Genomic DNA, 25,908 nt, shown 5'->3' with positions numbered 1-25,908 from the left:
TGCGCCGGTGGACCCCTGGGGGATGAGGAGGTGGAGCGGTGTCAGTCGTCGGCCATGTAGCCGCTGCGGACGCTGTGCACGAGTCGTGCGAGCAGGTCGTCCCACGCGTCGAGCGCCGGTCGGTCGAGCTCGGGGCCGGACGTCGCCAGCCAGTGCTCCGCGATGACGACGATGCCGCTCATGAGCGACTCGACGAGCAGCGCGGCGTCGAGGGGGTCGGCGGCCGGGTAGCGCCGGGCGACCTCGTGCCGGAGTCGTTCGGTCACACGCGAGAACGCCGTCTGGGTCAGGACCGCGGCCTTCGGGTCGTCCTTGCCGGGGTCGCCGAGGATCCGGTACATGCTGGCGATCGCCGGAGCGAGGTCGGCACCGCGGGCGGCGGACTCGAGCTCGTCGAACATCGACGCCCGGCTGCCGTCGCCCACCGGTGTCCGGGCCATGTCGGCGAGGAACCGGTCGATGATGACGGACAGCTCCTGCTCGCACACAGCCAGCAGGACCTCGTCGAGCGAGGCGAAGTGGTTGAACACGGTGCGCCGGGCGATGTCGGCCCGGGCGGCGAGGTCGTCCACGCTGAAGTCCCGGCCGCCGCGCTCGTCGATCAGGTCGCGAGCGGCCTGCAGGATCGCCGCACGGTGCTTCGCCTTGAGGGCAGCACGGCGGTCGGTCGCAATGGTCACGAAATCGAACACTAGGTGCATCGATGCACTCGGTGCAACGAAGTTGAGTGCATCCCCAGGTTCGTCCCCCGGTGCAGAACGTCTGTGCTGCACCGCTGTTCAGTCGGAGGTGCCGGGTGCCAGACTGGCCGGACGAACCGCCACCGTACGAAGGAGTACCGATGCCCGTCCGCCTGTCCCCGGAGACCCTCGACGAGATCGCCGCGAGCGGTGTCGCCGTGCCCACCTACGACCGCGACGGCATCACCGCCGGCATCGTCCACTTCGGCGTCGGCGGGTTCCACCGCGCGCACCAGGCGATGGTGATCGACCGGCTCCTGCAGCGTGGCGAAGCCCGCGAGTACGGCATCTGCGGCGTCGGCGTGCTCGAGCAGGACCGTCGGATGGCGACCGCGATGGCCGAGCAGGGCGGTCTGTACACGCTCGTCCTCAAGCACCCGGACGGCACCCGTGAGTCACGCGTCGTCGGCAGCATCGTCGAGTACCTGCTCGCCGTCGACGACCCGGACGCGGTCGTCGAGAAGATGGCGCACCCGGACACCAGGATCGTCAGCCTGACCATCACCGAGGGCGGCTACAACTTCGACCACGTCACCGGCGAGTTCGTCGCCGACGAACCCGTCGTCGCGGCCGACCTGCGCGGTGACGGCCCGCCCCGCACGGTGTTCGGCCTGGTGGTCGAGGCACTGCGCCGCCGACGGGACCGCGGCCTCGACCCGTTCACCGTGATGTCCTGCGACAACATCCAGGGCAACGGGCACGTCGCACGGTCGATGTTCACCGCCTACGCCCGGCTGCAGGACCCGGACTTCGCCGACTGGATGGACGAGCACGTGGCGTTCCCGAACTCGATGGTCGACCGCATCACCCCGGTCACCGCCGACGAGGACCGCGCCTGGGTCCGCGACGAGCTCGGCATCGACGACGCCTGGCCCGTCGTCGCCGAACCGTTCTTCCAGTGGGTGCTCGAGGACGCCCACCCCGCCGGCCGCCCGCCCTACGAGGACGCCGACGTCCAGCTCGTCGACGACGTCGAGCCGTACGAACTCATGAAGCTCCGGCTCCTCAACGCCAGCCACCAGGGGCTCTGCTACTTCGGCTACCTGTCCGGGTACCGCTACGCGCACGAGGCCACGCAGGACCCGGCGATCGCGACCTTCCTGCGCCGCTACATGGACGACGAGGGCACGCCGACGCTGCACCCGGTGCCCGGCATCGACCTGGAGGACTACAAGTCGACCCTGATCGAGCGCTTCCAGAACCCCGAGGTGCGCGACACCCTCGCCCGGCTCTGCGCCGAGTCGAGCGACCGGATCCCGAAGTGGCTGCTCCCCGTCGTGCGCGAGAACCTGGCCGCCGGCCGGCCCGTCACGCTGTCCGCCGGCATCGTCGCGTCGTGGGCCCGCTACGACGAGGGCACCGACGAGTCCGGTGAACCCATCGAGATCGTCGACCGGCTCGCCGAGCCCCTGCACCGCATCGCCCTGACCCAGCGCGACGACCGCCTCGCCTTCATCGCGAACCGCCAGGTCTTCGGCGACCTGGTCGACGACGAACGGTTCGTCGCCGCGTACCGCGACGCCCTGGACGGGCTCATCGCGGACGGCGCGCACGCCACCGTGGAGCGCCTGTCACGGTCCTGAGACGCGACCGACCGACGGACGGGAGGCCCGTGGCGGCGCCGCCACGGGCCTCCCGTCCGCCTGTTGCCCACGAGACGGGCGCGGGACGGCGGTTCGTGTCCGCGCGATGACGGTTCCGGTTCACGAACCCCGAGGATCGTGAACCAGAACCGTCAGCCGCTCACCGCGCGACGTCGTCCCACGGCACCGGGGTGGTCTCGCCCGTCTCCCAGTCGCGGCGCAGCACGCCGTAACCGACCGACCCGACGGCCGGGCCGCCGTCGACGGGCCACGCCTCGCGGTAGTGGGCCTCCTGCACCCACCCGGCGCGGACGAAGACCCGGCGCATGGCGGTGTTGTCCTCGCGGGTCTGGCCCTCGAAACGCGTGATCGCCGGCATCGTCGTGAACACGTGGTCGGTCACCGCACGCAGGGCGGGGACGCCGAGGCCCCGACCCCGGAAGCGACCGGCCAGGCGCAGGTCGAACAGGGGGACGGGGTCCGCCAGGTCCTCGAGACGGACCAGTCCGATCCGCCCGTGCTCGTCGTGGTCGAGCCAGGAGGTGTCGTGCTCGTCGTCGCGGTAGGCGCCGGAGTCGACGGCGCTCGCCGCGTCGGCCGCGCTGATGCGCCGTCGGACGTGGAACGGGAACTCCTCGGACGTCAGGAACGCGAGCAACTCCTGGCGGTCGGCGCCGGTGGGGTCCAGGCGGGTGAGGCGGACGGCGGGAGCTGGCATGCCGCTCAGGGTAGTTGCACGGTCGTCGGGCAGGCTCGGGGCGTGCGAGGTGGGACGAGGACGACGGCCGCGGCCCTGACGGCGTTGGTGCTGGTCGGGCTGGTGAGGTGCTCCGGTGCGCCGGGTGGTGACACGACCGGGCCGACGTCGTCTGCTCCTGCTGCTGCGTCTGGGGCGGCTTCGGGTGCAGCGGCGCCGGCGACCGACCCGGCGACCGATCCCGCCACCGCGCGGGCCTTCGCGGCGCTGGAACGGCGGTACGACGCACGGCTCGGGGTCGCCGCGATCGACACCGGGAGCGGTCGGACGATCGCGCACCGCGCGGGGGAGCGGTTCGCGTTCGCGTCGACGATCAAGGTGTTCATCGCGGCCGCGGTCCTCGACGCCTCGTCCGACACCGACCTGGCGACCGTCGTGCACTACGACCGCGGCGACCTGCTCGAGTACGCGCCCGTGACGCGCGAGCACGTCGACACCGGGATGACGGTGCGCGAGCTCGTCGACGCGGCGCTCCGCTCCAGCGACAACACCGCGGCGAACCTGCTGGTGGAACGGCTGGGCGGGCCGGACGCGGTCGAGCGGTGGCTGCGCGGCATCGGGGACCGGACGACGAGCGTCGACCGGGCCGAACCCGACCTGAACCAGGCGATCCCGGGTGACCGGCGGGACACGACGACGCCGGAGCGGTTCGCGGCGAACCTCCGGACCGTGCTGCTCGGGGACGCGCTCGATGCCGCCGACCGGCGGGTGCTCCTCGAGGCGATGCTCGGCAACACGACCGGGGACGCGACGATCCGTGCCGGGGTGGACCCGTCGTGGCGGGTGGCCGACAAGACCGGCACGGCGTCCTACGGGGTCCGGAACGACATCGCGGTCGTGACGCCGCCGGGGCGCGACCCCGTCGTGCTCGTGGTCATGACGAGCCGCGCCGATCCCGGGGCGGAGCCGTCGGACGCGCTCGTCGCCGCGGCGACCCGCACCGCGGTGGCCGGGCTGTCCGACTGAGTCGCACGCGTCGCGGGACAGTCGTCGCGGGACTAGCGGAGGGTGGTCGCCCAGCGCCCGATGGTGTCGTACGCCCGTTCCCGCACCTCCGGCGCGGACAGCACGACGTCGTGCAGGGCACCTTCGAGTCGGCGGACCGTGACCTCCTCGCCGAGGGAGAGCGAGCGGTGCGCCACCGTGTCGACGTTCAGGGCGACGTCGGCCCGCGCCATGCCCGGGTCCCACCGCGGCTGGAGCATGCTCTTGTCGCTCAGCATCACCAGGGTCGGGACCCCGATGCCGAGGCCCTTCTCGACCTCTGCCTGGCCGTCGAAGACCGCTGCGAGCCACCCGGGGTGCAGGGGGAAGCCACGCTCCGGCCGCCACTGCTGCTCGTAGGTCCACGACCCCTCGCCCTCGGCCGAGACGGTGCGGGTGTAGAAGCCGGGGTCGACGGCGGGCATCGGCGCGAGGGGGTTCCGGCGGGCACCGAGCTTGATGACCGGTGCGACGATGGCCCGGCCGACCGCGGTGGCCTGGAACTCGAGCCACGGGCTGTTCAGCACGAGGCCGTGCACGAGCTCCGGGTGCCGGGCGGCCCAGAGCGACAGGGTCAGGCCGCCGGTGGAGTGGCCCATCGGGACGAGTCGGCGGCGGTCCGAGCCGGGGTGCTCGGCCGAGATCGCGTCGAGCGCTGCGGCGATGTCCTCGTCGTACACCGCCAGGTCGTCGACCATGCCCGGGGTCTGGTACGGGCGCAGGCTCCTACCGTACTTCCGCAGGTCCAGCGCGTGGAACCGGGCGCCGAGCCGCTCGAGGCGTTCGGCGAGCTCCACCTGGAAGAAGTAGTCCGACCAGCCGTGCACGTAGAGCACGTCGACCCCGTGCAGGGGCCCGCGACCGTGCAGCAGCAGGTCCGTCGGGGTGTGCCGGCGGCGGACCAGGGTGGCGACGACGGGCCCCTCGGAGTCGGTGCCGAGCGGCAGTTCGAGCCGCTCGTACGGTGCTCCGAGCACGTCCTCGTGCCACCCCTGGTCCGTCATGCGCCGAGCGTATCCGGCGCTGCTGCGGGTGGTGCTGGTGCGGGGGTGTGCGGCCGTCACCCGACCAGGACCACGACCTTGCCGCTGATCCGTCCGGCGGCCGCCTCGGCGTGCAGGGACGGCAGTGCGGTCAGCGGGATGCGCCGGGTGACCTCGACCGTGAGCGCCCCGGCGTCGACCAGGGACACCAGCTCCGCCAGGCGTTCGCGGTTGCGCAGGACGAACACCGTCTCCGCCCGGACCCCGCGGGACTCGTCGTCCGGCGTGGGCATGAACGCCGTGGTGCTGACGACCGCGCCGCCGTCGCGCACGACGTCGACGAGTGCCGCGAAGTCCTGCGGGTCGATCGGGGCGAGGTTGAGCAGCACGTCGACCGGCTCCGTCACGGCGGCACGGACGTCGGTCGTGGTGTGGTCGATGACCTCGTGGGCACCGGCTGCCCGGACGGCCTCGATGCTGCGCGGGCTCGCCGTCGCGATCACGTGGACCCCGGCGCGGACGGCGAGCTGGATCGCGTACTTGCCCACCACGCCGCCGGCTCCCATGACGAGCAGGCGTTGGCCTGCCTCGAGCCGCCCGTCGTCGAACAGTGCCTGCCACGCGGTGAGTGCCACGGAGGGCAGCGCCGCCGCGTCGGCCAGCGGGATGCTCGTCGGTGCGGCGACCACCGCGTCCGCCGGGGCGATGACGTACTCGGCCGCCCCGCCGTCGAGCTCCATCGGCAGGAACGCGACGACGGCGTCCCCGATCGCGATCCCCTCGACACCGTCGCCGAGCGCGTCGACGGTGCCGGACACGTCGTAGCCGGGGACGTGCGGCAGCTGGACCGGGATCGGCAGGAACCCGCCCCGCATCCCGTTGTCCGCCGCGTTGAACGCCGAGGCGGCGACGCGGAGTCGCACCTGCCCGGCGCCCGGGGTGGGCTGCTCGACGTCCTCGGTGCGGAGCACCTCGGGACCGCCGACCTCGTGGAACCGTACTGCCTGCATGATCGTGCCCTTCGTCGGTGTTGCTCGTATGCTTCGAGTTCGAAGCAACTGACGGTGACGCTAGCACTGCTTCGAACTCGAAGCAACAGGTAGGATGGATCTCGTGACCGATGCGCCGAACTCCCTGACCCCGACGCAGCTCGGGGCGTACTTCGCCTTCACCGAGGTGAGCAGCCTGCTGCGCCACGCGGTCGAGCGGCAGCTGCGCGACGTGGGCGGCCTGAGCTACGTGCAGTTCCAACTGCTCGCCCGGCTCGGTGACGCTCCGGGCGGGCAGCAGCGCATGACCGACCTCGCCGACGGGGTCGTCTACAGCCGCAGCGGGCTCACGTACCAGGCGCAACTGCTCGAGCAGCGTGGGCTGGTCACCCGTGGGCCCTCGCCCGACGACGAACGCAGCACGGTCGTGAAGATCACCCGGGCTGGTCGTGACGTCCTCGCCGCGGTCTTCCCCGGACACATCGAGGCGCTGCACACCCTGCTGTTCGCGTCGATGTCGGGCGCGGACGTCGACGACCTGGCGCGGATCCTCGGGGGAGCGGCGGAGCACCTGCGCGCGAACCCGCCACGCTCCGCGGGCGCGCGGCGGCGCGGCTGACCGACGGTCGCGCCGGCGGGTGTGCGCGGCCTAGCTGCGGGGGGCCCGCACCAGGAACAGCGTGATGGCGCCGAGGACGACCGCGGCGACGATGAGCGCCCAGGCGAGCACGATGACTGGCCCGTCCCAGGGGGTGAAGAGCAGGCCGACCCCGATCACCAGGGCCACGGCGGCGCCGATGAGGGCGAGGCGGTGCGGTCGTACCGGAGCGGTGCGTGTCACGGTTCCCACGGTACCAGCGGGTACGCCGGTCACACCGTCGTGCGCATCACCCACCGCCACTTGGCGATGCGGCGGTCGCGCACGAACCCGAACTGCGTGAACAGTTCTTCCGGCCCGGTGTGCAGGTAGGCCCCGCGCTGCGGCTTCCGCTCGACCGTCTGCTCCGGGTAGGCCTCGACGGTCCCGCCACCCGCCCGCCGGATCTCCTCGAGCGCGGTCGTGACCGCGGCGCGTGCGACCCCCTGGCCGCGGTGCCGGGACTCCACGAACACGCAGCCGATCCGCCAGTCCGGCGGCGTCGAGGCGTCGCGGGCGTACGCGCCGGGGTTCAGGATCGTCGGCAGCTCGACCGGCCGCCCGAACTGGCACCAGCCGACCGCCGTGCCGTCGGCGTAGACGAGCACCTGGTGGTTCGTGCCGTTCCGCACGTGGCGGTGCTTCGCCTCCTGGTGGGACACCGTCGGGTCGGGCGTCCCGCGTGGGCCGTCCGGGTGGAAACCGATGCACCAGCACCCGCCCCACACACCGTTGCTGCGGGTCACGAGCGCGGCGAAGTCGGGCCACGTCTCCTCGGTGAGCATCGCCGTCGAGTACTCCATGGGCCGATGATCCTCCGGTCGTGGCGATCCCGCCACCACCGCGACCGTGGTGCTCGGAACGGCGCGCGACCGGCGATCAGGCCGCGCTGCGCCGGGCGGTGGCGAGGCCGGAGACGAGCGCCGCGACGCCGAGCCCGATGCCGACCACGCCGGCGAGTGCACCGAAGAACATCAGCGCCCCGGCACCGATGTTCGCGCCGCCCTCGCCGGAGTCGTTCGCGTTCGCGTACCCACCGACGAACGATGCCAGGAACGCCACGACGAGGAACGCCGTGCAGAGGATGTGCAGCACACGTGGCGCGATCGGGGTCATGCCCGGATCGTAGCGCGGCGGCGGGGAGCGGATCGCACCGGCACTTTCCCAGCGGACACGACGGTGTTCCGCGGGGAAGTCACGGCCACCGCCCGAGCAGGACTGCGAGCCTCTCCCGACCGCGCCGATGGCGGTGCGACCGAGGGGGAACGGACGACATGACGATGCGACGTGCAGGGGGAGCCGCGCTCGGCTTCGTGGGTGGCAGTGTGCTCGCCGGGTTGCTGGTGAGCGTCGGCGTGACGCCGGTGATCGCGGTCGCCGGCGTCGGCACGACCTCGGCGATCGGGGTGTTCGAGTCGCTGCCGGAGGACATCGAGATCGGGCAGCTGCCGCAGCGGAACCAGATCTGGGCGTACCGCGGCGGCGAGCCGGTGCACCTGGCGAACGTGTGGGACCAGGACCGGCAGGAGCTCACGCTCGACCAGATCAGCGACCACCTGGAGCACGCCGCGGTGGACGGCGAGGACAAGCGGTTCTACGAGACCGGCGGCGTCGACGCGACGTCCGTCGTCCGGTCGCTCGTGAGCGTCGCCACGTCCGGGACCGAGGGCGGGTCGGGTGGTTCGACCCTGACGATGCAGCTCGTGCGGAACATCAAGATCCAGCAGGCGAGCGAACTGCCCACGGCCGAGGAACGCGAGGCCGCGTACGAGGACGCGACCCGGCGGACACCGCAGCGCAAGCTCGCCGAGATGAAGCTCGCGATCAGCCTGGCGAAGCAGTACACGAAGCAGCAGATCCTGGCGGCGTACCTGAACATCGCCTACTTCGGCGACCAGACCTACGGGGTGCAGTCGGCGGCGCAGCACTACTACGGCAAGTCGGCGACCGACCTGACCCCGGCCGAGGCGGCGTCGCTCATCGCGATCGTGCAGTGGCCGGAGCGACGGGACCTGTCGACGCCGGACCATCACCGCGACAACGCCGCGCGGCGGAACGTGATCCTGCGGTCGATGCACGAGCAGGGGCACCTGTCGGCCGAGGAGTACCGCACGGCTCGGCTGTCCCGCGTCGCCGACTCCGTCCACCTGACGGCCCCGCAGCAGGGGTGCGAGGCGGTCGAGGTGGGCGCGGAGTTCTTCTGCGACCACGCGGAGACCATCGCCCAGCGGCTCCCGCAGCTCGGCGCGACGAAGCAGCAGCGGGCGGACGCCTGGCGCACCGGCGGGTACCGGATCCAGACCACGCTCGACCTCGACCTGAACGCGGAACAGAAGCGGCTGCTCGACCAGTACGACCCGAAGACCGAGACCCGGCTGGCGCTGGGGGCCACGTTCAACACGGTCGAGGCCGGGACGGGCCGTGTGCTGACGATGGCGCAGAACACCGACCACGACCGGTCGTCCGACGCGCCCCGCACCGCGACCTCGCTGAACTACGCCACCGACCAGGCGGACGGCAGCTCGACGGGGTTCCAGACCGGGTCGACCTACAAGATGTTCACCCTGCTGGCGTGGATCGAGGCCGGCCGCAGTCCGGACACCGTCGTCAACGGCACACCGCACCCGCACAGCGAGTGGACCGCCTGCGGTGGACCCGCCTCGGCGTTCTGGCAGCCGAAGAACGACTCACCCGGGCAGCGTGGTCCGTACTCGGTCCGGTCGGCGACGGCGCAGTCCGTGAACGCGGCGTACCAGTCGATGGCCGAACAGCTCGACCTGTGCGACATCCGCGACGTGGCCGAGCGGCTGGGGGTGCACCTGGCGACCGGCGGCGAGCTGCCCTGGAACCCGGGGTCCCTGCTCGGCACCGAGAGCATCGCCCCGCTCACGATGGCGTCGGCCTACGCCGGCATCGCGAACGGCGGGCGGTTCTGCGCACCCGTGGTGATCGACCAGGTCATCGCACCCGACGGCGAGGAACTCGGCGGACAACCCCGCACCTGCACGCAGGCGGTGTCGCCGCAGACCGCGGCCACCGCGTTCGACGTCATGCAGGGCGCGTTCCGCGGCGGCACGGCGAGCGGCGGGCAGACCCCCGACGGCGCGACCCTGTTCGGTAAGACCGGCACCACGGACGCGGCCGACCAGGTGTGGCTGGTGGGCGGGACCTCGCGTGCCGTCACCGCCTACTGGCAGGGCAACACGGACGGCGCGAAGCACAACCTGCGGTCGTTCTCCAACGGTCAGGGCGGCACCTATGCGGGGTCGCGCGCGGCCGTCTGGCGCGACGCGCAGACGGCGGTGAACGCGGCGTTGCCGGTCGGCTGACGGCCCGGAACGCAACCACGAACGGACTGGAGGCGCGGTGCCAGCTGGCACCACGCCTCCAGGCCGGTTCTCGGTTGCGTCCTACGACAGCTTCTTGCTGTCCTCGAGCCAGCCCGCGAGCTTGGTCATGTAGTCGGCCTGCGACGCGTAGTCGAGGGCCGGGAACGTCCAGCTGTGGACCTGGCCCGCCTCGAGCGCGGCGTTGTCGGCGAAGGTCGGCTGCTTCTCGAGGTCGGCGACCTGGTAGCCCTGCTGCGACAGCAGCAGCACGTCACCGGTGATCTGGCCGGCGTTCTCCCACGAGTAGATGCCCCAGTAGAAGCCCTCGGGCTTCGGGTTGACGAAGTCGACCCCGTACGACGCGTACATCTGCAGCGACGGCTCGTCGGTCGGGCGGGTGACGTACGCGCCGTCACCGTCGGCGTACATCGAGACGACCGACAGGTCCTTCTCCTTCGAGACCTTCTCGAGCTCGTCGGCCGCGGTGTCGAAGCGCTCCTCGGCGGCGTCGACCATCGACTCCTTCGCGCCGAGGGACTCGGACAGTTCGGCGATCTTCTCGATGACGTCCTCGCCCTTGCCGCCCCACTTCACCTGGACGACCGGCGCGATGGCCTCGATCTGCTTCTCCTGCGCCTTGTCCTTGAAGCCGTAGCCCGGCTGCTTCGTGTCGAGCGTGCCCTTGGCGTCGGTCGGGTAGACCGAGGTGACGACGAGGTCGGGCTTGAGCGCGGCGAGCTGCTCGAGGTCGATGTCGCCGTAGGCCGTGCCGAGCTGCGTGATGCCGTCGGTGTCGAGACCCTTGAACCGGGCGTCCTTCGCCATCGTCAGCTGCCCGAAGGTGCCGACGGGCTTCAGGCCGTACTCGATGAACGACAGGGCGATGTCGTTCAGCACGACGACGCGCTTCGGCGTGTGGTCGACCTTCACGGTGGCGCCCGTGGCGTCCTCGTACGACCACGCCTTCGACGCGGCGGTGCCGCCGTCGGAGTCGGAGTCGTTCGAGTTGCCGGTGCTCGAGCAGCCGGTCAGGAGGAGTGCCGAGACGGTCACGGAGGTCAGGAGGGCGGCGCGCAGGTGGCCACGTCGGGAGGTCTTCACGTTAGGAGAGGCTAACCTAAGTTCGCGGTACTCGCCAGCACGTCTTCGGTTTTCGTCGGGACCGTGCGCTCGGTCGGGGCACTCGGGACCGTGTGCCCCGTCGGGGCACTCGGGACGGGGTCGTGCTCGTCCGCCTCGGGCACGATCATCGGTGCACCGGTCACCGGGTCGGGGAACACCCGGGCGTGCAGGCCGAACGCGTGCTCGAGCAGTGCCGGGGTGAGGACGTCGTGGGGGGTGCCGTCGGCCACGACCCCGCCGTCGTGCAGCACCACGAGCCGGTCGGAGTACCGCGCCGCGAGCGACAGGTCGTGCAGCACCATGACGATCGTCGACCCCTGCTCACGGTTCAGCCGCCGGACGAGCCGCAGGACCTCGAGCTGGTGCGCGAGGTCGAGGTAGGTGGTCGGCTCGTCGAGCAGGAGCGTCTGGGCCTGCTGCGCGACGACCATGGCGATCCAGGCGCGCTGGCGCTGCCCGCCGGACAGGCTCGTGACGTCGCGGTGCGCGACCTCGGTCAGGCCGGTGGCGGCGATGGCCTCTTCGGCGACGGCGGCGTCCTCGGCGGTCCACGGCTTCGCCCACGACTGGTGCGGGTTCCGGCCGCGCATCACCAGGTCGAGCACGCTGGTGCCCGCGGGGGCGACGGGGGACTGCGGCAGGATCGCGAGCTTGCGGGCGACCTGGCGGTTCGGCTCCCTGCGGATCGGGGTGCCGTCGAGCATGACCTCGCCGGCCTGCGGCTTGAGCACGCGGCCGAACGCCTTGAGCAGGGTCGACTTGCCGCAGCCGTTCGCGCCGAGGAACGTCGTGACGGTGCCGCGTTCGATGCGAAGGTCCAGGTCGCGCAGCACGGGCTGGCGGTCGTAGCCGACGGACAGGCCCGTGGCTTCGAGGACGGGGGTGTGGTGCTCGTGCTCGTGTTGGTGCGATGTTGTCATCGGGACATCTCCTTGCGGTGACGGACGAGGAGCCAGATCAGGTACGGCGCCCCGATCACGGTGGTGATGATGCCGACCGGCACCTGCCACGGGAACGCGGAACGGGAAAGCAGGTCGGCGGCGAGCACGAGCACGGCGCCGAGGGCACCGGCGAGCAGCAGCGGCGGCCGGTTCGTCCCGGCAAGCCGGAGCCCGACCTGCGGCACGACGAACGCGACGAAGCCGACCGGTCCCGCGGCGGCCACGGCGGCGGCGGTCAGCACGACCGCGAGCGCGATGACGAGCAGCCGGTGCCGCTGGACGCCGAGTCCGACGCCCGTCGCGACCTCGTCGCCGAGCTGCCCGATGCCGAGGGCCGCACTCGTCGCGAGCGCGATCGGCACCGCGACGACCGCCACCACGAGCAGCGGCCAGACGCTCTCCCACGAGGTGCTCGACAGGCTGCCGACGAGCCACTGCGACGCCGCGGTGGCGACGGTGATCTTCGCGCGGACGAGCAGGTAGCTCGTCACCGCGTCGAGGGTCGCGCTCACGCCGATGCCGACCAGCACGAGCCGGTAGCTCTGCACGCCGCCGCGCCAGCCCAGGCCGTACACCAGGACCGCCGCGACCAGGGCGCCGATCGTGGCCGCCACCGGGATCCCGCCACCGAGCACCAGGGACGACACCGAGTACGTCCCGCCGCCGAGGACGATGGCCGCGACCGCACCGACGCTCGCGCCCGCGGTGACACCGATGATGTCCGGGGTGCCGAGGGGGTTGCGGGTGAAGGTCTGGGTGAGCGCGCCGGCCACCCCGAGCGTCAGGCCGACGAGTGCGCCGGTGAGCACGCGGGGCAGGCGCAGGGTGGTGATGATGAAGGCGTCCGGCCCGGACTCCAGGCCGAGCAGGGACCGGATGACGACCCCGGGTGCGATCCACGTCGAGCCGACCGCCGTCCCGAGGACGATGAGCACCAGGACGGTGGCGAGCGACCCGACCGTGTACCAGAACACCCGGGGGCGCCAGGCGAGGCCGACGGGGCCGATGCGGATGCCGGCGCGGCCGGGGGTGCGGGCAGCGGGGGCGGGCGTGCCGGGCGTGGTGGTCTCGGGCGTGCTGCTGGGCGCGCTGCCGGGCGTGCTGCCGGGCGTGCTGCCGGTGCTGCGCACCGCTGCCCCGCTCACAGCGACACCAGCGATCGGCGACGGGCCACGGCGACGAACACGGGGCCACCGATGACGGCGAGCACGATGCCGACCTCGACCTCGGAGAACCCGCCGATCAGGCGACCGATGACGTCGGCGAGCAGCACGAGGGCGGCACCGACCAGACCGGAGACCGGCAGGGTCCAGCGGTGTCCGGTGCCGACGAGTGCACGGGCGACGTGCGGCACCGTCAGACCGACGAAGCCGATCGGGCCGGCAGCAGCGGTCGCCCCGGCGGCGAGCAGCGTGATCCCGCCCAGGCCGACGAGCCGGGCGACGAGCACGTTCTCGCCGAGCCCCTTCGCCAGCTCGGACCCGAGCCCGAGGGCGTCCAGGGCGCGGACGTTCAGCACCGCGAGCACGAGCCCGGCGGCCAGGAACGGCCACACCGCGCCGAGGATGTCGAGCTGCCGTGCCGCGAGGGACCCGACGACCCAGAGCCGGTACGCGTCGAGCGAGGCCTGGTCGGTCAGCACGACGAAGGAGGTCAGGGCGGCGAGCAGCGCCGAGACCGCGGCCCCGGCGAGGGCGAGTGGCACCGGACTGGCGGTGCCGCTGCCGGCGATGGTCACCGAGAAGACGACGACGCTGGCGACCAGGGCCCCGACCAGGGCGAACCACACGGTCGCGCTCGTGCTCGTCACCCCGAACACGTAGACGCCGAGCACCACCGCGAGTCCCGCACCCGACGAGACCCCGAACAGGCCGGGGTCGGCGAGTGGGTTGCGGGTGTGTCCCTGCATGAGGAGCCCGGCAATGCCGAGGGCCGCCCCGACCGCAGCACCGATCAGCGTGCGCGGGATGCGAGAGCCCCACACGATCGCCTCGTCGGTGCTCGACCCCGAGCGGGTGAGCCCCGCCCACACCTCGGCGACACCGATGCGGTTGCTGCCGAGCAGCATGCTCGCCACGGCGACGAGCACCAGGGCGACGACGAGGCCGATGATGACCGCGGTCCGTCGCCGCATCGCGGTCCGGTGCACACCGAGGGCGCGGGACGCGTCGCCGTCTCGGGCGCTGGACGCGACGGGTTCGGGGGCCTCCGGACCGGAAGCCAGAACGGGATTGGGGGCTGGCACGGAAGTCATCTTAGGTTAGCCTTGCCTCATGGCGAAGACCCCGCGGCTCCTGCCGACGAACCCCCGGCTCTTCCGCGCCCGTGTCCTCCGGACCCAGCGGGTGACCCCCTCGATGCAGCGCGTCACCGTCACCGGCGACGACCTGCACGAGTTCGGCTACCTCGGTTTCGACCACTGGTTCCGCCTGTTCGTCCGACGCCCCGACCAGGACGCCTTCCGGATGCCCGACCTGGACGGCAAGAAGTGGTGGCCGACGTTCCTCGGCATCCCCGAGGACATCCGCCCCCACTGCGCGAACTACACCGTCGCCGCGTACCGGCTGCTCGCCGACGGCACCGCCGAGCTCGACATCGACTTCGTCGTGCACCTGGACCACCGCGGTCAGCTCGAGGGCCGTGCCGCGATCTGGGCCTGCTCCGCCCGCCCCGGCGAGGAACTCGCGATGCTCGACCAGGGCTGCATCTTCGACGTCCCGGCCGGCACCAGCGAGGTCATCGTCGCAGCGGAGGAGACCGGCCTGCCCGGCATCGTCGGCATCGCCGCGTCGTTGCCGCGCGACACCGTCGGCCGCATCATCCAAGAGGTCCCGACCCCCGCCGACATCCGCGACCTCGACGCCCCCACCGGCGTGCAGGTGACGTGGATCGTCCGGCAGCCCGGCGCCGTCCCCGGCAGCGGCGCCCTCGCCGAACTGCAGCGGCACGTGCCGTCCGACGACCAGGGGTACGCGTTCGTCGTGGGGGAGTCGCGACTCGCAACGGAGGGCCGCCGCCACCTGCACCGTGCGGGCCTGCCGAAGTCCCGCATCACGTTCTCCGGGTTCTGGAAGCACGAGACGAAGGTCTCCGTCCCCGCTTGACCCGTGCGCTGCCTGGCAGGTACGCCCGTTTCCGCCAGGCACGCCCGTTCCCGCCAGGTACGCCCGGTCTTTCCCCTTGCGCCCGCGATGCCTGGTCCTTTCGGGCGTACCACCACAGAACTTCCGACCAGGCATGCCCGGTTCCGCCAGGTATGCCCGGTTCGGCCAGGTGCGCCCGGTCTCTTCCCTTGGCGCGCGCGATGCCTGGTGCTTTCGGGCGTACCGCCACAGAACTTCCGACCAGGTACGCCCGGTTCTGCCAGGTACGCCCGGTCCCGCCAGGTACGCCCGGTTCGGCCAGGTGCACCCGGTTCTTCCCCTGGCGCGCGCGATGCCTGGTGCTTTCGGGCGTACCGCCACAGAACTTCCGACCAGGTACGCCCGAAAGCGCCAGCCGCGCCGCGCCCGTGACGCGACCAACGGACGGACGGGAGGCCCGGTGCCAGCTGGCACCGGGCCTCCCGTCCGTGGTGGGGTCGCGTCAGCCCTTGAGGCCCGAGCCCGTCACGCCCTCCACGATCTGCCGCTGGAAGATCAGGTAGAGGATGATCAGCGGCAGCGCCGCGAGGATCGCACCGGCCTGGATGTCGGCGTAGCGCTGCCCGAAGCTGCCCTGGACCGTGGCGAGCCCGACCGGGATCGTCATGAGGTCCGGGTTGGACAGCACGAACAGCGGCAGCAGCAGGTTGTTCCACACCCCGACGAAGGTCAGGATCGTCACGGCCGCGATCACCGGACGCGACAGCGGCAGGATGACCGACCAGTACACCTTCCAGATGCCGGCGCCGTCGATGCGCGCCGCCTCTTCGAGCTCCTTCGGGATGCCGTCGAAGAACTGCTTGAAGATGAACACCGCGATCACGGCGGGCACCTGCGGGAAGATCACCGACCAGTAGGTGTTGAGCAGGCCGACCGCGTTGAGCTCCTGGAAGATCGGGATGATCAGCACCTGCGTCGGGATCATGATCCCGAGGATGATGAGCAGGAACGCGATGTTGCGGCCGCGGAACACCAGCCGAGACAGCGCGAACGCCGCCATCGACGCGAACAGCACGGTGAGTGCCGCCGTGACGACGCTCGTGATGGCGCTGGCGAGGTACCAGTTCCAGATGTCGCCGGCCTGGAACAGCGACGAGTACGAGTGCAGCGTCGGGTTCCAGTTCGACAGGATCGCGTTCGCGCCGAGTGCGGCGACGCCGTTGTCGGACAGCGACGTCTTCAGGGCGAACACGCTCGGGATGAGCCAGATGATCGCGAAGATCGTCAGGACGATCCCCGACGCGATCGTGAAGCCGCGACCGCTGACGCCGATCTTCGCGGCGCTCGTCGGAGCGGCGGACGAGACGCCGGTGCGGAGCTTGCGGCCGGTGGTGATGCTCTCGGTGGCGGTCATGTCAGGCCCCGATCTCTCGCTTGGCGGCAGCGCGCTCGACGAGCTGCCGGATGACCGCGATCGCCACGATCACGATGAACAGGAGGACCGACGCGGCCGATGCGGCACCGAGCCGGTTGTCGGTGAAGCCGACGCCCGTGATGAGCTGCAGCGAGACCTGGGTCGAGATGCCCGGCCCGCCGTTCGTCATTAGGTAGACCTGGTCGAAGATCTTCAGGCTCGCGATGATCTGCAGCAGGACGACCAGGGTCGTCGTGCGGCCGAGCAGGGGGAGCGTGATCGACTTGATCTGCTGCCAGTTCGACGCACCGTCGACGGCGGCTGCTTCGTACAGTTCGCGCGGGATCTCCTGCAGACCGGCCAGGTAGAGCACGAAGTTGAAGCCGAGGGTCCACCACACGGTGGCGATCGCGACACCGATCATGGCCGTGTTCGGGCTCGACAGCATGCCGGAGCCGGGCGTCATGCCGATCGCCGACTGCAGGCTCGCCCACAGACCGGTGCTCGGCGTGAAGATGAACACCCAGATCAGCGAGATCGTCGCCGACGGCAGGATGAACGGCAGGAAGAACGCCAGACGGAAGAACCACTGCCCGCGGTTCATCCGGTTCGTCAGCACGGCGAACACGAACGCCAGGATGACGAGCGGCGGGGTCGTGTACAGCGTGAACTGCAGCGTGTGCCAGAGCGACGACCAGAAGTCGCTGCGCCCGAGCATCTCGGCGTAGTTCGCGAACCCGGCGAAGCTGCCGAGCCCGGTGCGGACGGTCGAGGTGTTGAAGAAGCTCGTGACGATCATCCAGACCGTCGGGCCGAGCAGGAAGGCCACGTAGAACAGGCCGAACGGGGCGAGGAACAGCCAGCCGCTGCGGCCCTGGCCGCGGTTCACGCTGGAGCCGTAGGAGCGGTTCCGGCGGAGACGCGGCGCGGTGGCCGCGTCGGTCGGCCGGTCGAGGACAGGTGCTGTGGTCACGTCATCGTGCCTTTCGCGCGGTGTTCACGGCGATCGCGGGGGTCGTCTGCCCGGCATGGTCCGGCCGGGTCGTTGCGTGCCGGGTCACAGGGGGCTCGGGGTGTTGAGGTACGTCGCGAGCTGCGACTTGATGGCGCTGAGGGCCTGCGCGGGGGACGAGCTGCCCTGCTGCACGAGGGCGAGCTGGGCGCCCACCGTGCCCTCGAACGTCGAACCCGAACCGCCGTACCAGGCGGCATCGTCGAACACGGCGGTCTCGGCTGCGGCCGCGTAGTTCGACTGGGGCGTGAGCTTCTTGTACGCCGCGCTGTCGAACGTCGGGATGTAGGCCGGCACGTGCCCGCCCTCGGCCCACGTCAGGCTCTGCTCGAGCATCTGCTTGATGAAGAGCATGTGCTGCTTGCGCTGCTCCGGCGTGCGGGCCTTCTTCGGCAGGACGAACGTGTGCGAGTCCGCCTGGGTCGCCGGCTTGTCGTAGAGCTGGGGGATCGGCGCCATGCCGAAGTTCAGGCCCTTGATCGACTGCGCGGTGCTGATCTCCCACTCGCCCTGCATGAAGAAGCCGGCCTTGCCGTCGAACATGAGCGACTGCGCGGTGGCGTAGTCGAGGGCCTTGTTCAGCCAGCCCTCCTTCACCCACTTCTGGGTGCGGCTCGTGACCTCGTTGTAGGCGTCCTCGTTGACGGTGAGCTTCGACCCGCCGTCGCTGATGAACGGGGTGGCGTCCTTCAGCTGGTTGTACATCGTCCAGAAGAAGCGCCACGGGGTGGCCGTCTCCGGCACCACGTTCGCGACGTTGAGCGCCGTGCCGCCGGTGACCTTGGCGACCGCGGCGAGGGCCTTCTCGAAGTTGTCCATGCCGTTGAGGTCGACGAGGTTGCCGTCGCCGTCGATCAGGCCGGCCTTCTTGCAGACGTCGACGTTGTAGAAGAGGACGAAGGGGTGGGTGTCGAGCGGGACCGCGATGTTGTTGCCGTCGGTCTTCTGCGCCGCCCAGGCCTTCTGGTTGAAGTCGGCGGCGCTCAGGCCGACGCTCGCCAGGTCGTCGGACGTGATCGGGTCGAGCAGGTCACCGTCCCAGAGCGGCTTCGCGCGGGTCAGGTGCGCGACCGCGACGTCCGGCGGCTTGTTCCCGACGGTCGCCAGTGTCAGCTTCGAGTAGTACGGGTTGCCCCACGCGAACGTGGTGCCCTGCAGCGCGCTCGAGCCGCCGTGCTGCTTCGCGTAGCCGTCCTCCATGGCCTGCATGCGGACGCCGTCGCCGCCGCCGAACAGGTTCCAGAAGACGAGGGTCTCGGGGTTGAGTGCGCTACCGGCGAGGCCGGCGGCGAGGGGGCTCGAGCAGGCGGCGAGCGGCAGGACCGTCGCGGCCGCTGCGCCGGCGGCGAGGAAGCCCCGGCGCGAGAGGCGCGACGCGGGTGTTGCGGGTGGGATCGGCATGGCATCACTCCATCGGGATGGGCCGGGCTCGGGAACAGGGTCGGTGCTCCCGCCGGAGCATCGCTGCTCCGGACCCGGAGCACTGCTGCTCCGGACACGGAACGACCTTCCGGTGCTCCGTGAGCGCTCACATTAGCGCTCGCTCCCGGCATCCGCCACCCCTTTCGCGACGGCGTGGAACCCGGTAGCGTTTCCGTCAGGTGAGCGCTCACTTTCGTGACGGCCCGCTTCGGTTCCCGTCCGTGGCCCCACCCGCTCCCCGCACGAACCGCACTGCCACGATCGAAGGAGATCCATGCCCCGCACACACCTCGTCCTCGACGCCGCGTTCACCGTGGGGCCGGTGCGACGTCGCCTGTTCGGCGGGTTCGTCGAGCACCTCGGCCGCCACGTCTACGACGGCATCCACGAGCCCACCCACGAGACCGCCGACGAGCACGGCTTCCGCAAGGACGTCGTCGAACTCGTCAAGGAACTCGGCGTCTCCGCCATCCGCTACCCCGGTGGCAACTTCGTCTCCGGGTACAAGTGGGAGGACGGCGTCGGCCCCGTCGAGCAGCGCCCCCGCCGCCTCGACCTGGCCTGGCACTCGACCGAGACCAACGAGGTCGGCCTGCACGAGTTCCAGCACTGGCTCGACCAGGTCGGCTCGGAGCTCATGCTCGCCGTGAACCTCGGTACCCGCGGCACGCAGGAGGCCATCGAGCTCCTCGAGTACGCGAACATCGACGCCGGCACCGCACTGTCCGAATACCGTCGTTCGAACGGTCGCCAGGAACCCTTCGCCATCAAGATGTGGTGCCTCGGCAACGAGATGGACGGCCCGTGGCAGCTCGGCCACAAGAACGCCGACGACTACGGCAAGCTCGCCGCCATGACCGCCAAGGCCATGCGGCAGATCCAGCCCGACCTCGAGCTCGTCGCCTGCGGTTCCTCCGGGGCGTCGATGCCGACGTTCGGCGAGTGGGAGCGCACCGTCCTCGAGCACACCTACGACGACGTCGACTACATCTCCGCACACGCCTACTACGAGGAGGACGACGACCTGCCGTCGTTCCTCGCCTCGGGCGCCAACATGGACCACTTCATCAAGACGGTCACCACGGCCGCCGACCACGTCCAGGCGCAGAAGAAGTCCGACAAGCGCATCGACATCTCGTTCGACGAGTGGAACGTCTGGTCGATCAAGAAGTGGGAAGCGAAGGCCAAGACCTTCACGCTCGACGAGTGGCCTGTCGCCCCGCGTCTGCTCGAGGACGTCTACACCGTCGCCGACGCCGTCGTCGTGGGTGGCCTGCTCATCTCGCTGCTCCGGCACGCCGACCGCGTCGCCTCGGCCTCGCTCGCCCAGCTCGTCAACGTGATCGGCCCGATCATGACCGAGCCCGGTGGCCCGGCCTGGCGCCAGACGACCTTCTTCCCGTTCTCGGTCACCTCGCGCCTGGCGCAGGGCACCTCGCTGCAGGTGAAGGCCTCTGGTGACACGGTCGACGGTGGCAAGCACGGCGAGGTCCCGGTCGTGGACTCCGCCGCCACCGTGTCCGAGGACGGCAAGGCCGCGGTCTTCCTGATCAACCGCCACCCGTCCGAGCCGACCACGGTGACGATCGACCTGGCCGGCATCGGTGCGACGGGTGACGTCCACGCCGAGGGCGTCTGGGACGACGACCTGCACGCCGTGAACGACCTGGAGAACACCGCGCGCGTGGGACTCCGCACGAACGAGTCGGTCCGCCGCGAGGGCGACACCGTCACGATCGAGCTCCCGCCGGTCTCCTGGACCGCCGTCTCGGTCGGCTGACAAGGCGCCTCGGCGCACGCCACGGCGGGCGTCGAGTGAGCACAGAGGACGTCGGGCGCTCGCGCCCGACGTCCTCTGCTCGTTGCGGGGGCGCGGCGGGCGGCGCGAGTTCACGTGCTGGGCGACAGTTCACGGGGTGACGGGCGCGTGGACTGTCGCTGGGCCCGTGACGTGGCCCGCGCGGCGGCCGGGAGGCCCGTGGCGGCCTGGCACCGGGCCTCCCGTCCGGCATGTGGTTGCCAAAGCGACAGGTGGTCGGCAGTTAGCCGGGTCAGGTCCGCGAAACCGACAGTTCTCCACGGACGTTCGGCGCGGTTCTGTCGCTTTCGCGGAAAGGGCCGTGGCGTCGCGGCGCGGCGGCCGGGAGGCCCGTGGCGGCCTGGCACCGGGCCTCCTGTCCGGCGTGTGCGCGAGTTCACGTGCTGGGCGACAGATCACGGGGGCGTGCGCACGTGATGTGTCGGTGAGCGCGAAACGCGCGCCGCGTCAGCGCGCCGGCGGCGCCGCCGTGCTCGCGCGCTCGACGAGCCGCACCGGCACCAGGTCGGCGGCGACGCTGACCCGCTCGCCGTCGATCTGGGCGAGCAGGTTCGCGACCGCTCGGCGGCCGACCTCGTCGAAGGACTGGTGCACGGTGGTCAGCGGCGGCCAGAACGAGTCGGACTCGGGGGAGTCGTCGAACCCCACCACGCTGAGCGACGACGGCACCGGGCGACCGGACTCGTGTGCGGCGCGCAGGACCCCGAGGGCGGTCTGGTCGTTCGCGGCGAACACCGCGGTGATCTCCGGGCGTGCGGCGATCTCGAGCCCGGCCTCGTAGCCGTGCTCGGTCGTCCAGCCGCCGCGGAACACCGGGGGGACCGGTCGACCGGCGCGTTCCAGGGTGTCCTGCCACGCGGCGAGGCGACGGGCTGCCGAGTACGACGACTCCGGCCCGGCGACGTGCCAGACGGTCTCGTGCCCGAGGTCGAGCAGGTGCTGCGTGGCCTGTCGGGCGCCGTCGGCCTGGTCGGTGTCGATCGCGGGGTGGTCGGTGCTGCCCGTGGAGTCGATGATGACCATCGGCACGCCGTCGGGCAGCACGACCTCGGCGGTGTCGATGATGTGCGACTCGATGATGATCACGACGCCGTCGACGGCCTGTTCGTGCAGGCGCGAGAACGCGGAACGGACGCCCGCCTCGGTGCGCGAGGCCATCGGCAGCAGGGTGATCGTGAAGTCGGCGACCCCGGCGGCGTCGGCGATCGCCTCGAGCGTGCGCATGTTGCCGAAGGACGCGAGCGTGAACATGATCACGCCGATGGTGCGGAAGCGGCCGGAGCGCAGGGCACGGGCGGCGCGGTTGGGCCGGTAGCCGAGGGACTCCATCGCGCGCTGGACGCGGTCGCGGGTCTCCGGGCTGACGTTGTCGAAGCCCCGGGCGACGCGTGAGACCGTCTGCATCGACACCCCGGCGGCGTCGGCCACTGCGGCCATCGAGGGGGCACGGCGGGTGCCGGCGGGGGACTCCATCGTCACGCTGGCGCTCCTTCCGGATCGAGGGGCCGAGCGGTCGGCCTCCCCGGACGCTAGCGCATGTTGACGTTGCCATGCTATCGTCGCGTCGTTCGATGTTGACGTCAACATCGGTGACCGCCCGGACACCCTGATCCGGCCCGGCCCGGGCCGAGCCGCCGACATCGACCACCCGAACGCAGCAGACGAAGGAGTCACATGAGCACGCTCGCAGCGCGCCCCGGTGAGGCAGCACCGCGCCCCACCGCCGAGCGCCCGGCCGGCCGCCGCCCCAAGCCGCGGGGACGGTTCACCGGATGGCTGTTCGTCGGCCCGTTCGTCGTCGTCCTGGTCCTGATGCTCATCGTGCCGATCGGCTACGCGCTCTGGCTCAGCCTGTTCCGCGACCAGCTCATCGGTGGCAACCAGTTCGTCTGGTTCGCCAACTACGTGCAGCTCTTCCAGGACGCCAAGTTCTGGTCCGGGTTCGGCCGGGTCGCGATCTTCCTGGTCGTCCAGGTGCCGATCATGCTCGGCCTCGCCCTCGTCGCCGCCCTGGCTCTGGACAGCGCCCGACTGTGGGGGACGAGCTTCTTCCGCATCGCGGTGTTCCTGCCCTACGCCGTCCCCGGTGTCGTCGCCGCCCTGATCTGGGGCTTCATCTACGGCAACCAGTTCGGTCTGACGGGCGCCGCGAACGACGCGCTCGGCATCGACCTGCTGCAGCCGTTCAGCCCGAGCTGGGTCCTGACGTCGATCGGCAACGTGGTCACGTGGGAGTTCCTCGGCTACAACATGCTGATCTTCTACGCCGCACTCCGCACCGTCCCCGGTGAGCTGTACGAGGCGGCCGAGCTCGACGGTGCCGGCCCGATGCGCACGGTCTTCTCGATCAAGCTCCCGGCGCTCCGCGGCCCGATGGTCATCGCCACGATCTTCTCGATCATCGGCAGCTTCCAGCTCTTCAACGAGCCGAACCTGCTCAAGACGCTCGCCCCGAACGTCATCGGCAGCGCCTTCACCCCGAACATGTACGCCTACTCGCTGTCCTTCAGCGGTCAGCAGTTCAACTACTCCGCCACGGTCGCGATCGTGATGGGCGTGATCACCGCGGTGATCGCCTACGTCGTCCAGGTCCGCGGCACCCGCGAGGAGAACCGATGAGCACCATCCAGCACCCCGCCGGGCCCGCAGCGGCCACGGTGACCGAGGCGACCACGACGCAACGTGCGCCGCGCACCCGCTCGATCCGCGCCTCCAGGAAGGCAGACCAGCACGTCGACGGACGCAAGCCGAAGCGTTCCGGCCTGCTGACCGCGGTCATGGTCGTCTTCGTCGTGTACTCGTTCGCGCCGCTGTTCTACCTGCTCGTGAACAGCACGAAGACGCAGGCGTCGCTGCTCTCCACGTTCGGTCTGTGGTTCGGCGGAGACTTCAACCTCTGGCAGAACATCGTCGACACGCTGACCTACAACGACGGCATCTTCCTGCAGTGGTTCGGCAACACGCTGCTCTACGTCGTCGTCGGTGCCGGCGGGGCCACCCTGCTCGCCACCGTCGCGGGCTACGGCATGGCGAAGTTCCAGTTCCCCGGTCGCCGCGCGGTCTTCGCCGTCGTCCTCGGGGCCATCGCGGTCCCCGGTACGGCCCTGGCGGTCCCGACCTTCCTGCTGTTCTCGCAGGTCGGCCTGACCAACACCCCGTGGGCGATCATCCTGCCCTCGCTGATCAGCCCGTTCGGCATGTACCTGATCTGGACCTACGCGGTGGACGCGATCCCGGCCGAACTGCTCGAGGCCGCCCGCATGGACGGCGCCGGTGAGTTCCGGATCTTCTTCACGATCGCGCTCCGCCTGCTCGCGCCCGGTGTCGTCACCGTCCTGCTGTTCGCGGTCGTCGCCACCTGGAACAACTACTTCCTGCCGCTCATCATGCTCAGCGACCCGAAGTGGTACCCACTGACGGTCGGCCTGAACCAGTGGAACGCGCAGGCCACCGGGTCCGGCGCGCAGCCGATCTACAACCTCGTCGTCACGGGATCGCTCCTCACGATCATCCCGATCGTGGTCGCGTTCCTCTTCCTCCAGCGCTTCTGGCAGTCCGGCCTCGCGGCCGGGTCGGTCAAGGCCTGATCCCTTGGACGGGAGGCCGTGGCGACCCCGCCCCTGTCCTCCGGTCCGGCACACAGCAGCACCACCCCCTCCACGAAGAAGTGAAAGGCACTCCCATGAACAAGCGTCTCCGGCGCGGGCTCAGCGCCCTCGCCATCGGCGTCACCGCCGCGATCGCCCTCGCCGCGTGCGCCTCCGGCGGCTCCGGCTCCGGCGGATCGGCCGACGACATCGACAAGGCCCTGCAGGACGGTGGCACCCTGACCTACTGGTCGTGGACCCCGTCGGCGAAGGCCCAGGTCGCCGCGTTCGAGAAGCAGTACCCCAAGGTGAAGGTCAAGCTCGTCAACGCCGGCACCGGTGCCGACCAGTACACGAAGCTGCAGAACACGATCAAGGCCGGTTCGGGCGCCCCCGACGTCGCCCAGGTCGAGTACTACGCCCTGCCGCAGTTCGCGCTGTCCGAGTCGCTGCTCGACCTGTCGAGCTACGGCTTCGACTCGCTCGAGAAGGACTTCGCGAAGAGCACCTGGAGCTCGGTGTCGATCGACGGCAAGGTCTACGGCCTGCCGCAGGACTCCGGCCCCATGGCGCTGTTCTACAACAAGAAGGTCTTCGACAAGCACGACATCGCCGTGCCGAAGACCTGGGACGAGTACGTCACCGCGGCCAAGAAGCTGCACGAGGCGGACCCGAAGGCCTACATCGCGGCGGACTCCGGCGACGCCGGCTTCACCACGAGCATGATCGCCCAGGCCGGTGGCACCCCCTTCACCACCGACGGTGACAAGGTGACCATCAACCTGCAGGACGAGGGCACCAAGAAGTGGACGAGCACCTGGAACGAGCTCGTCGAGCAGGGCCTGCTGTCGAAGACGGTCGGCTGGACCGACGACTGGTACAAGCAGCTCGGCAACGGTGAGATCGCCACGATGATCACCGGCGCCTGGATGCCCGGCAACCTGGAGTCCGGCGTCGCCCAGGCCTCGGGTGACTGGCGCGTCGCCCCGATGCCGACCTACGACGGTGGCACCGCCCAGACCGCGAACAACGGCGGCAGCGCCCAGGTCGTCATGAAGCAGTCGAAGAACCCGGCCCTCGCCGCGGGCTTCCTCAAGTGGCTGAACTCCTCGAAGGAGTCCACGAAGGTCTTCATGGAGTCCGGCGGCTTCCCGTCGACCACCGCTGACCTCGACTCGTCGGCGTTCCTCGACGAGAAGCCGGAGTACTTCGGCGGCCAGCAGATCAACAAGGTGCTCGTCGACGCGTCGAAGTCCTCGGACAACGACTTCACCTACCTGCCGTACCAGGTCTACGCGAACAGCGTCTACGCCGACACCGTCGGTCAGGCGTACGAGAACGGCACCTCGCTCGACGCCGGCCTCGAGGCCTGGCAGAAGGCCCTCGCCAAGTACGGCAAGGACCAGGGCTTCACGGTCTCGTCGAAGTAGTTCGACAGCATCCCCGCGGGGCCGTGCGGACACGTCCGCACGGCCCCGCTCCACGCCTGGCCGGGCTCCACGCCCG

At 70.8% G+C, this 25,908-nt stretch carries 24 protein-coding genes; 9 read left to right on the top strand and 15 right to left on the bottom strand.

Annotated elements, in window-relative coordinates; genetic code table 11:
• Window positions 1-41 precede the first annotated feature (41 nt).
• The gene (locus DEJ06_RS02215; protein WP_181436729.1) at window positions 42-680 is read right to left on the bottom strand and encodes a TetR/AcrR family transcriptional regulator; all 639 of its coding nucleotides are present in this window, start codon (window positions 678-680) and stop codon (window positions 42-44) included.
• Window positions 681-841: 161 nt separating this feature from the next.
• Between DEJ06_RS02215 and DEJ06_RS02210 the strand changes: the two genes are divergently transcribed.
• Window positions 842-2,323: a mannitol dehydrogenase family protein gene (locus DEJ06_RS02210; protein ID WP_111038254.1), complete on the top strand. Its 1,482-nt coding sequence runs from the start codon at window positions 842-844 to the stop codon at window positions 2,321-2,323.
• 160 nt (window positions 2,324-2,483) lie between these two features.
• Here the strand turns inward: DEJ06_RS02210 and DEJ06_RS02205 are convergent, their stop codons facing one another.
• The gene (locus DEJ06_RS02205; RefSeq protein ID WP_111038253.1) at window positions 2,484-3,041 is read right to left on the bottom strand and encodes a GNAT family N-acetyltransferase; all 558 of its coding nucleotides are present in this window, start codon (window positions 3,039-3,041) and stop codon (window positions 2,484-2,486) included.
• A 102-nt stretch (window positions 3,042-3,143) separates the two neighbouring features.
• Between DEJ06_RS02205 and bla the strand changes: the two genes are divergently transcribed.
• The gene (gene bla, locus DEJ06_RS02200; protein WP_375537720.1) at window positions 3,144-4,046 is read left to right on the top strand and encodes a class A beta-lactamase; all 903 of its coding nucleotides are present in this window, start codon (window positions 3,144-3,146) and stop codon (window positions 4,044-4,046) included.
• 32 nt (window positions 4,047-4,078) lie between these two features.
• Here bla and DEJ06_RS02195 read toward each other — a convergent pair whose 3' ends face one another.
• Window positions 4,079-5,068: an alpha/beta hydrolase gene (locus DEJ06_RS02195; RefSeq protein ID WP_111038251.1), complete on the bottom strand. Its 990-nt coding sequence runs from the start codon at window positions 5,066-5,068 to the stop codon at window positions 4,079-4,081.
• 56 nt (window positions 5,069-5,124) lie between these two features.
• A complete protein-coding gene (locus DEJ06_RS02190) occupies window positions 5,125-6,057 on the bottom strand; it encodes an NADP-dependent oxidoreductase (protein WP_111038250.1) in 933 nt (310 codons plus the stop codon).
• A gap of 103 nt (window positions 6,058-6,160) precedes the next feature.
• On the opposite strand from DEJ06_RS02190, the gene DEJ06_RS02185 reads away from it, so the two are divergent.
• The gene (locus DEJ06_RS02185; RefSeq protein WP_111038361.1) at window positions 6,161-6,655 is read left to right on the top strand and encodes a MarR family winged helix-turn-helix transcriptional regulator; all 495 of its coding nucleotides are present in this window, start codon (window positions 6,161-6,163) and stop codon (window positions 6,653-6,655) included.
• Between the two features lie 30 nt (window positions 6,656-6,685).
• Here DEJ06_RS02185 and DEJ06_RS02180 read toward each other — a convergent pair whose 3' ends face one another.
• The 3 genes from DEJ06_RS02180 to DEJ06_RS02170 form a co-directional block, all read right to left on the bottom strand.
• The gene (locus DEJ06_RS02180) at window positions 6,686-6,877 is read right to left on the bottom strand and encodes a hypothetical protein (RefSeq protein WP_111023553.1); all 192 of its coding nucleotides are present in this window, start codon (window positions 6,875-6,877) and stop codon (window positions 6,686-6,688) included.
• A gap of 29 nt (window positions 6,878-6,906) precedes the next feature.
• Complete coding sequence (locus DEJ06_RS02175; RefSeq protein ID WP_209081800.1) at window positions 6,907-7,476, bottom strand: GNAT family N-acetyltransferase; 570 nt, start codon at window positions 7,474-7,476, stop codon at window positions 6,907-6,909.
• A 76-nt stretch (window positions 7,477-7,552) separates the two neighbouring features.
• Entirely contained in the window at window positions 7,553-7,789 is a 237-nt protein-coding gene (locus DEJ06_RS02170) for a hypothetical protein (RefSeq protein ID WP_111038249.1), read from the bottom strand.
• Between the two features lie 158 nt (window positions 7,790-7,947).
• On the opposite strand from DEJ06_RS02170, the gene DEJ06_RS02165 reads away from it, so the two are divergent.
• Window positions 7,948-10,002, top strand: a complete 2,055-nt coding sequence (locus DEJ06_RS02165) for a transglycosylase domain-containing protein (RefSeq protein ID WP_258372401.1) — start codon at window positions 7,948-7,950, stop codon at window positions 10,000-10,002.
• A gap of 81 nt (window positions 10,003-10,083) precedes the next feature.
• On the opposite strand, the gene DEJ06_RS02160 is transcribed toward DEJ06_RS02165, so the two are convergent.
• Genes DEJ06_RS02160 through DEJ06_RS02145 form a run of 4 tightly spaced genes read right to left on the bottom strand, consistent with a single transcriptional unit; the run spans window position 10,084 to window position 14,319 of the window.
• On the bottom strand, window positions 10,084-11,103 hold the full coding sequence (locus DEJ06_RS02160; RefSeq protein ID WP_111038248.1) for an ABC transporter substrate-binding protein: 1,020 nt from the start codon (window positions 11,101-11,103) through the stop codon (window positions 10,084-10,086).
• An 11-nt stretch (window positions 11,104-11,114) separates the two neighbouring features.
• On the bottom strand, window positions 11,115-12,044 hold the full coding sequence (locus DEJ06_RS02155; RefSeq protein ID WP_111038247.1) for an ABC transporter ATP-binding protein: 930 nt from the start codon (window positions 12,042-12,044) through the stop codon (window positions 11,115-11,117).
• The gene (locus tag DEJ06_RS02150; RefSeq protein WP_258372402.1) at window positions 12,041-13,210 is read right to left on the bottom strand and encodes an iron chelate uptake ABC transporter family permease subunit; all 1,170 of its coding nucleotides are present in this window, start codon (window positions 13,208-13,210) and stop codon (window positions 12,041-12,043) included. The genes DEJ06_RS02155 and DEJ06_RS02150 overlap by 4 nt, the downstream gene beginning before the upstream one ends.
• Window positions 13,207-14,319 (bottom strand): iron ABC transporter permease, encoded by a 1,113-nt coding sequence (locus DEJ06_RS02145; protein ID WP_258372579.1) that lies wholly within the window; start codon window positions 14,317-14,319, stop codon window positions 13,207-13,209. Before DEJ06_RS02145 ends, DEJ06_RS02150 begins: the two co-directional genes overlap by 4 nt.
• A 19-nt stretch (window positions 14,320-14,338) precedes the next feature.
• Between DEJ06_RS02145 and DEJ06_RS02140 the strand changes: the two genes are divergently transcribed.
• Window positions 14,339-15,169 carry a siderophore-interacting protein gene (locus DEJ06_RS02140; RefSeq protein ID WP_111038246.1) on the top strand — a complete coding sequence of 277 codons (831 nt, stop codon included), beginning with the start codon at window positions 14,339-14,341 and terminating at the stop codon, window positions 15,167-15,169.
• Between the two features lie 481 nt (window positions 15,170-15,650).
• On the opposite strand, the gene DEJ06_RS02135 is transcribed toward DEJ06_RS02140, so the two are convergent.
• From DEJ06_RS02135 to DEJ06_RS02125, 3 genes are all read right to left on the bottom strand, one after another.
• The gene (locus DEJ06_RS02135) at window positions 15,651-16,562 is read right to left on the bottom strand and encodes a carbohydrate ABC transporter permease (protein WP_027466145.1); all 912 of its coding nucleotides are present in this window, start codon (window positions 16,560-16,562) and stop codon (window positions 15,651-15,653) included.
• A 1-nt stretch (window position 16,563) separates the two neighbouring features.
• Complete coding sequence (locus tag DEJ06_RS02130) at window positions 16,564-17,535, bottom strand: carbohydrate ABC transporter permease (RefSeq protein WP_027466146.1); 972 nt, start codon at window positions 17,533-17,535, stop codon at window positions 16,564-16,566.
• Between the two features lie 84 nt (window positions 17,536-17,619).
• A complete protein-coding gene (locus tag DEJ06_RS02125; RefSeq protein ID WP_027466147.1) occupies window positions 17,620-18,975 on the bottom strand; it encodes an extracellular solute-binding protein in 1,356 nt (451 codons plus the stop codon).
• Window positions 18,976-19,270: 295 nt separating this feature from the next.
• Between DEJ06_RS02125 and DEJ06_RS02120 the strand changes: the two genes are divergently transcribed.
• The gene (locus DEJ06_RS02120; RefSeq protein WP_111038245.1) at window positions 19,271-20,776 is read left to right on the top strand and encodes an alpha-N-arabinofuranosidase; all 1,506 of its coding nucleotides are present in this window, start codon (window positions 19,271-19,273) and stop codon (window positions 20,774-20,776) included.
• A gap of 486 nt (window positions 20,777-21,262) precedes the next feature.
• Here the strand turns inward: DEJ06_RS02120 and DEJ06_RS02115 are convergent, their stop codons facing one another.
• Window positions 21,263-22,288 (bottom strand): LacI family DNA-binding transcriptional regulator, encoded by a 1,026-nt coding sequence (locus DEJ06_RS02115; RefSeq protein ID WP_181433062.1) that lies wholly within the window; start codon window positions 22,286-22,288, stop codon window positions 21,263-21,265.
• A 201-nt stretch (window positions 22,289-22,489) separates the two neighbouring features.
• On the opposite strand from DEJ06_RS02115, the gene DEJ06_RS02110 reads away from it, so the two are divergent.
• From DEJ06_RS02110 to DEJ06_RS02100, 3 genes are all read left to right on the top strand, one after another.
• On the top strand, window positions 22,490-23,434 hold the full coding sequence (locus DEJ06_RS02110; RefSeq protein WP_027466150.1) for a carbohydrate ABC transporter permease: 945 nt from the start codon (window positions 22,490-22,492) through the stop codon (window positions 23,432-23,434).
• Complete coding sequence (locus tag DEJ06_RS02105) at window positions 23,431-24,402, top strand: carbohydrate ABC transporter permease (RefSeq protein ID WP_084740502.1); 972 nt, start codon at window positions 23,431-23,433, stop codon at window positions 24,400-24,402. The genes DEJ06_RS02110 and DEJ06_RS02105 overlap by 4 nt, the downstream gene beginning before the upstream one ends.
• Before the next feature lie 95 nt (window positions 24,403-24,497).
• Complete coding sequence (locus tag DEJ06_RS02100; protein WP_181242986.1) at window positions 24,498-25,832, top strand: sugar ABC transporter substrate-binding protein; 1,335 nt, start codon at window positions 24,498-24,500, stop codon at window positions 25,830-25,832.
• Window positions 25,833-25,908 lie beyond the last annotated feature (76 nt).

This window comes from Curtobacterium sp. MCLR17_051, from assembly GCF_003234395.1.
GTDB lineage: Bacteria > Actinomycetota > Actinomycetes > Actinomycetales > Microbacteriaceae > Curtobacterium > Curtobacterium flaccumfaciens.
This window is presented reverse-complemented; position numbering and strand designations above follow the sequence as displayed.

Coding starts and splice junctions, on each gene's coding strand:
- DEJ06_RS02140 (WP_111038246.1), top strand. CDS start 14,339: ATGGCGAAGACCCCGCGGCTCCTGCCGACGAACCCCCGGCTCTTCCGC.
- DEJ06_RS02145 (WP_258372579.1), bottom strand. CDS start 14,319: ATGACTTCCGTGCCAGCCCCCAATCCCGTTCTGGCTTCCGGTCCGGAG.
- DEJ06_RS02135 (WP_027466145.1), bottom strand. CDS start 16,562: ATGACCGCCACCGAGAGCATCACCACCGGCCGCAAGCTCCGCACCGGC.
- DEJ06_RS02105 (WP_084740502.1), top strand. CDS start 23,431: ATGAGCACCATCCAGCACCCCGCCGGGCCCGCAGCGGCCACGGTGACC.
- DEJ06_RS02155 (WP_111038247.1), bottom strand. CDS start 12,044: ATGACAACATCGCACCAACACGAGCACGAGCACCACACCCCCGTCCTC.
- DEJ06_RS02110 (WP_027466150.1), top strand. CDS start 22,490: ATGAGCACGCTCGCAGCGCGCCCCGGTGAGGCAGCACCGCGCCCCACC.
- DEJ06_RS02170 (WP_111038249.1), bottom strand. CDS start 7,789: ATGACCCCGATCGCGCCACGTGTGCTGCACATCCTCTGCACGGCGTTC.
- DEJ06_RS02210 (WP_111038254.1), top strand. CDS start 842: ATGCCCGTCCGCCTGTCCCCGGAGACCCTCGACGAGATCGCCGCGAGC.
- DEJ06_RS02115 (WP_181433062.1), bottom strand. CDS start 22,288: ATGGAGTCCCCCGCCGGCACCCGCCGTGCCCCCTCGATGGCCGCAGTG.
- DEJ06_RS02120 (WP_111038245.1), top strand. CDS start 19,271: ATGCCCCGCACACACCTCGTCCTCGACGCCGCGTTCACCGTGGGGCCG.
- DEJ06_RS02100 (WP_181242986.1), top strand. CDS start 24,498: ATGAACAAGCGTCTCCGGCGCGGGCTCAGCGCCCTCGCCATCGGCGTC.
- DEJ06_RS02165 (WP_258372401.1), top strand. CDS start 7,948: ATGACGATGCGACGTGCAGGGGGAGCCGCGCTCGGCTTCGTGGGTGGC.
- DEJ06_RS02190 (WP_111038250.1), bottom strand. CDS start 6,057: ATGCAGGCAGTACGGTTCCACGAGGTCGGCGGTCCCGAGGTGCTCCGC.
- DEJ06_RS02175 (WP_209081800.1), bottom strand. CDS start 7,476: ATGGAGTACTCGACGGCGATGCTCACCGAGGAGACGTGGCCCGACTTC.
- DEJ06_RS02195 (WP_111038251.1), bottom strand. CDS start 5,068: ATGACGGACCAGGGGTGGCACGAGGACGTGCTCGGAGCACCGTACGAG.
- DEJ06_RS02205 (WP_111038253.1), bottom strand. CDS start 3,041: ATGCCAGCTCCCGCCGTCCGCCTCACCCGCCTGGACCCCACCGGCGCC.
- DEJ06_RS02125 (WP_027466147.1), bottom strand. CDS start 18,975: ATGCCGATCCCACCCGCAACACCCGCGTCGCGCCTCTCGCGCCGGGGC.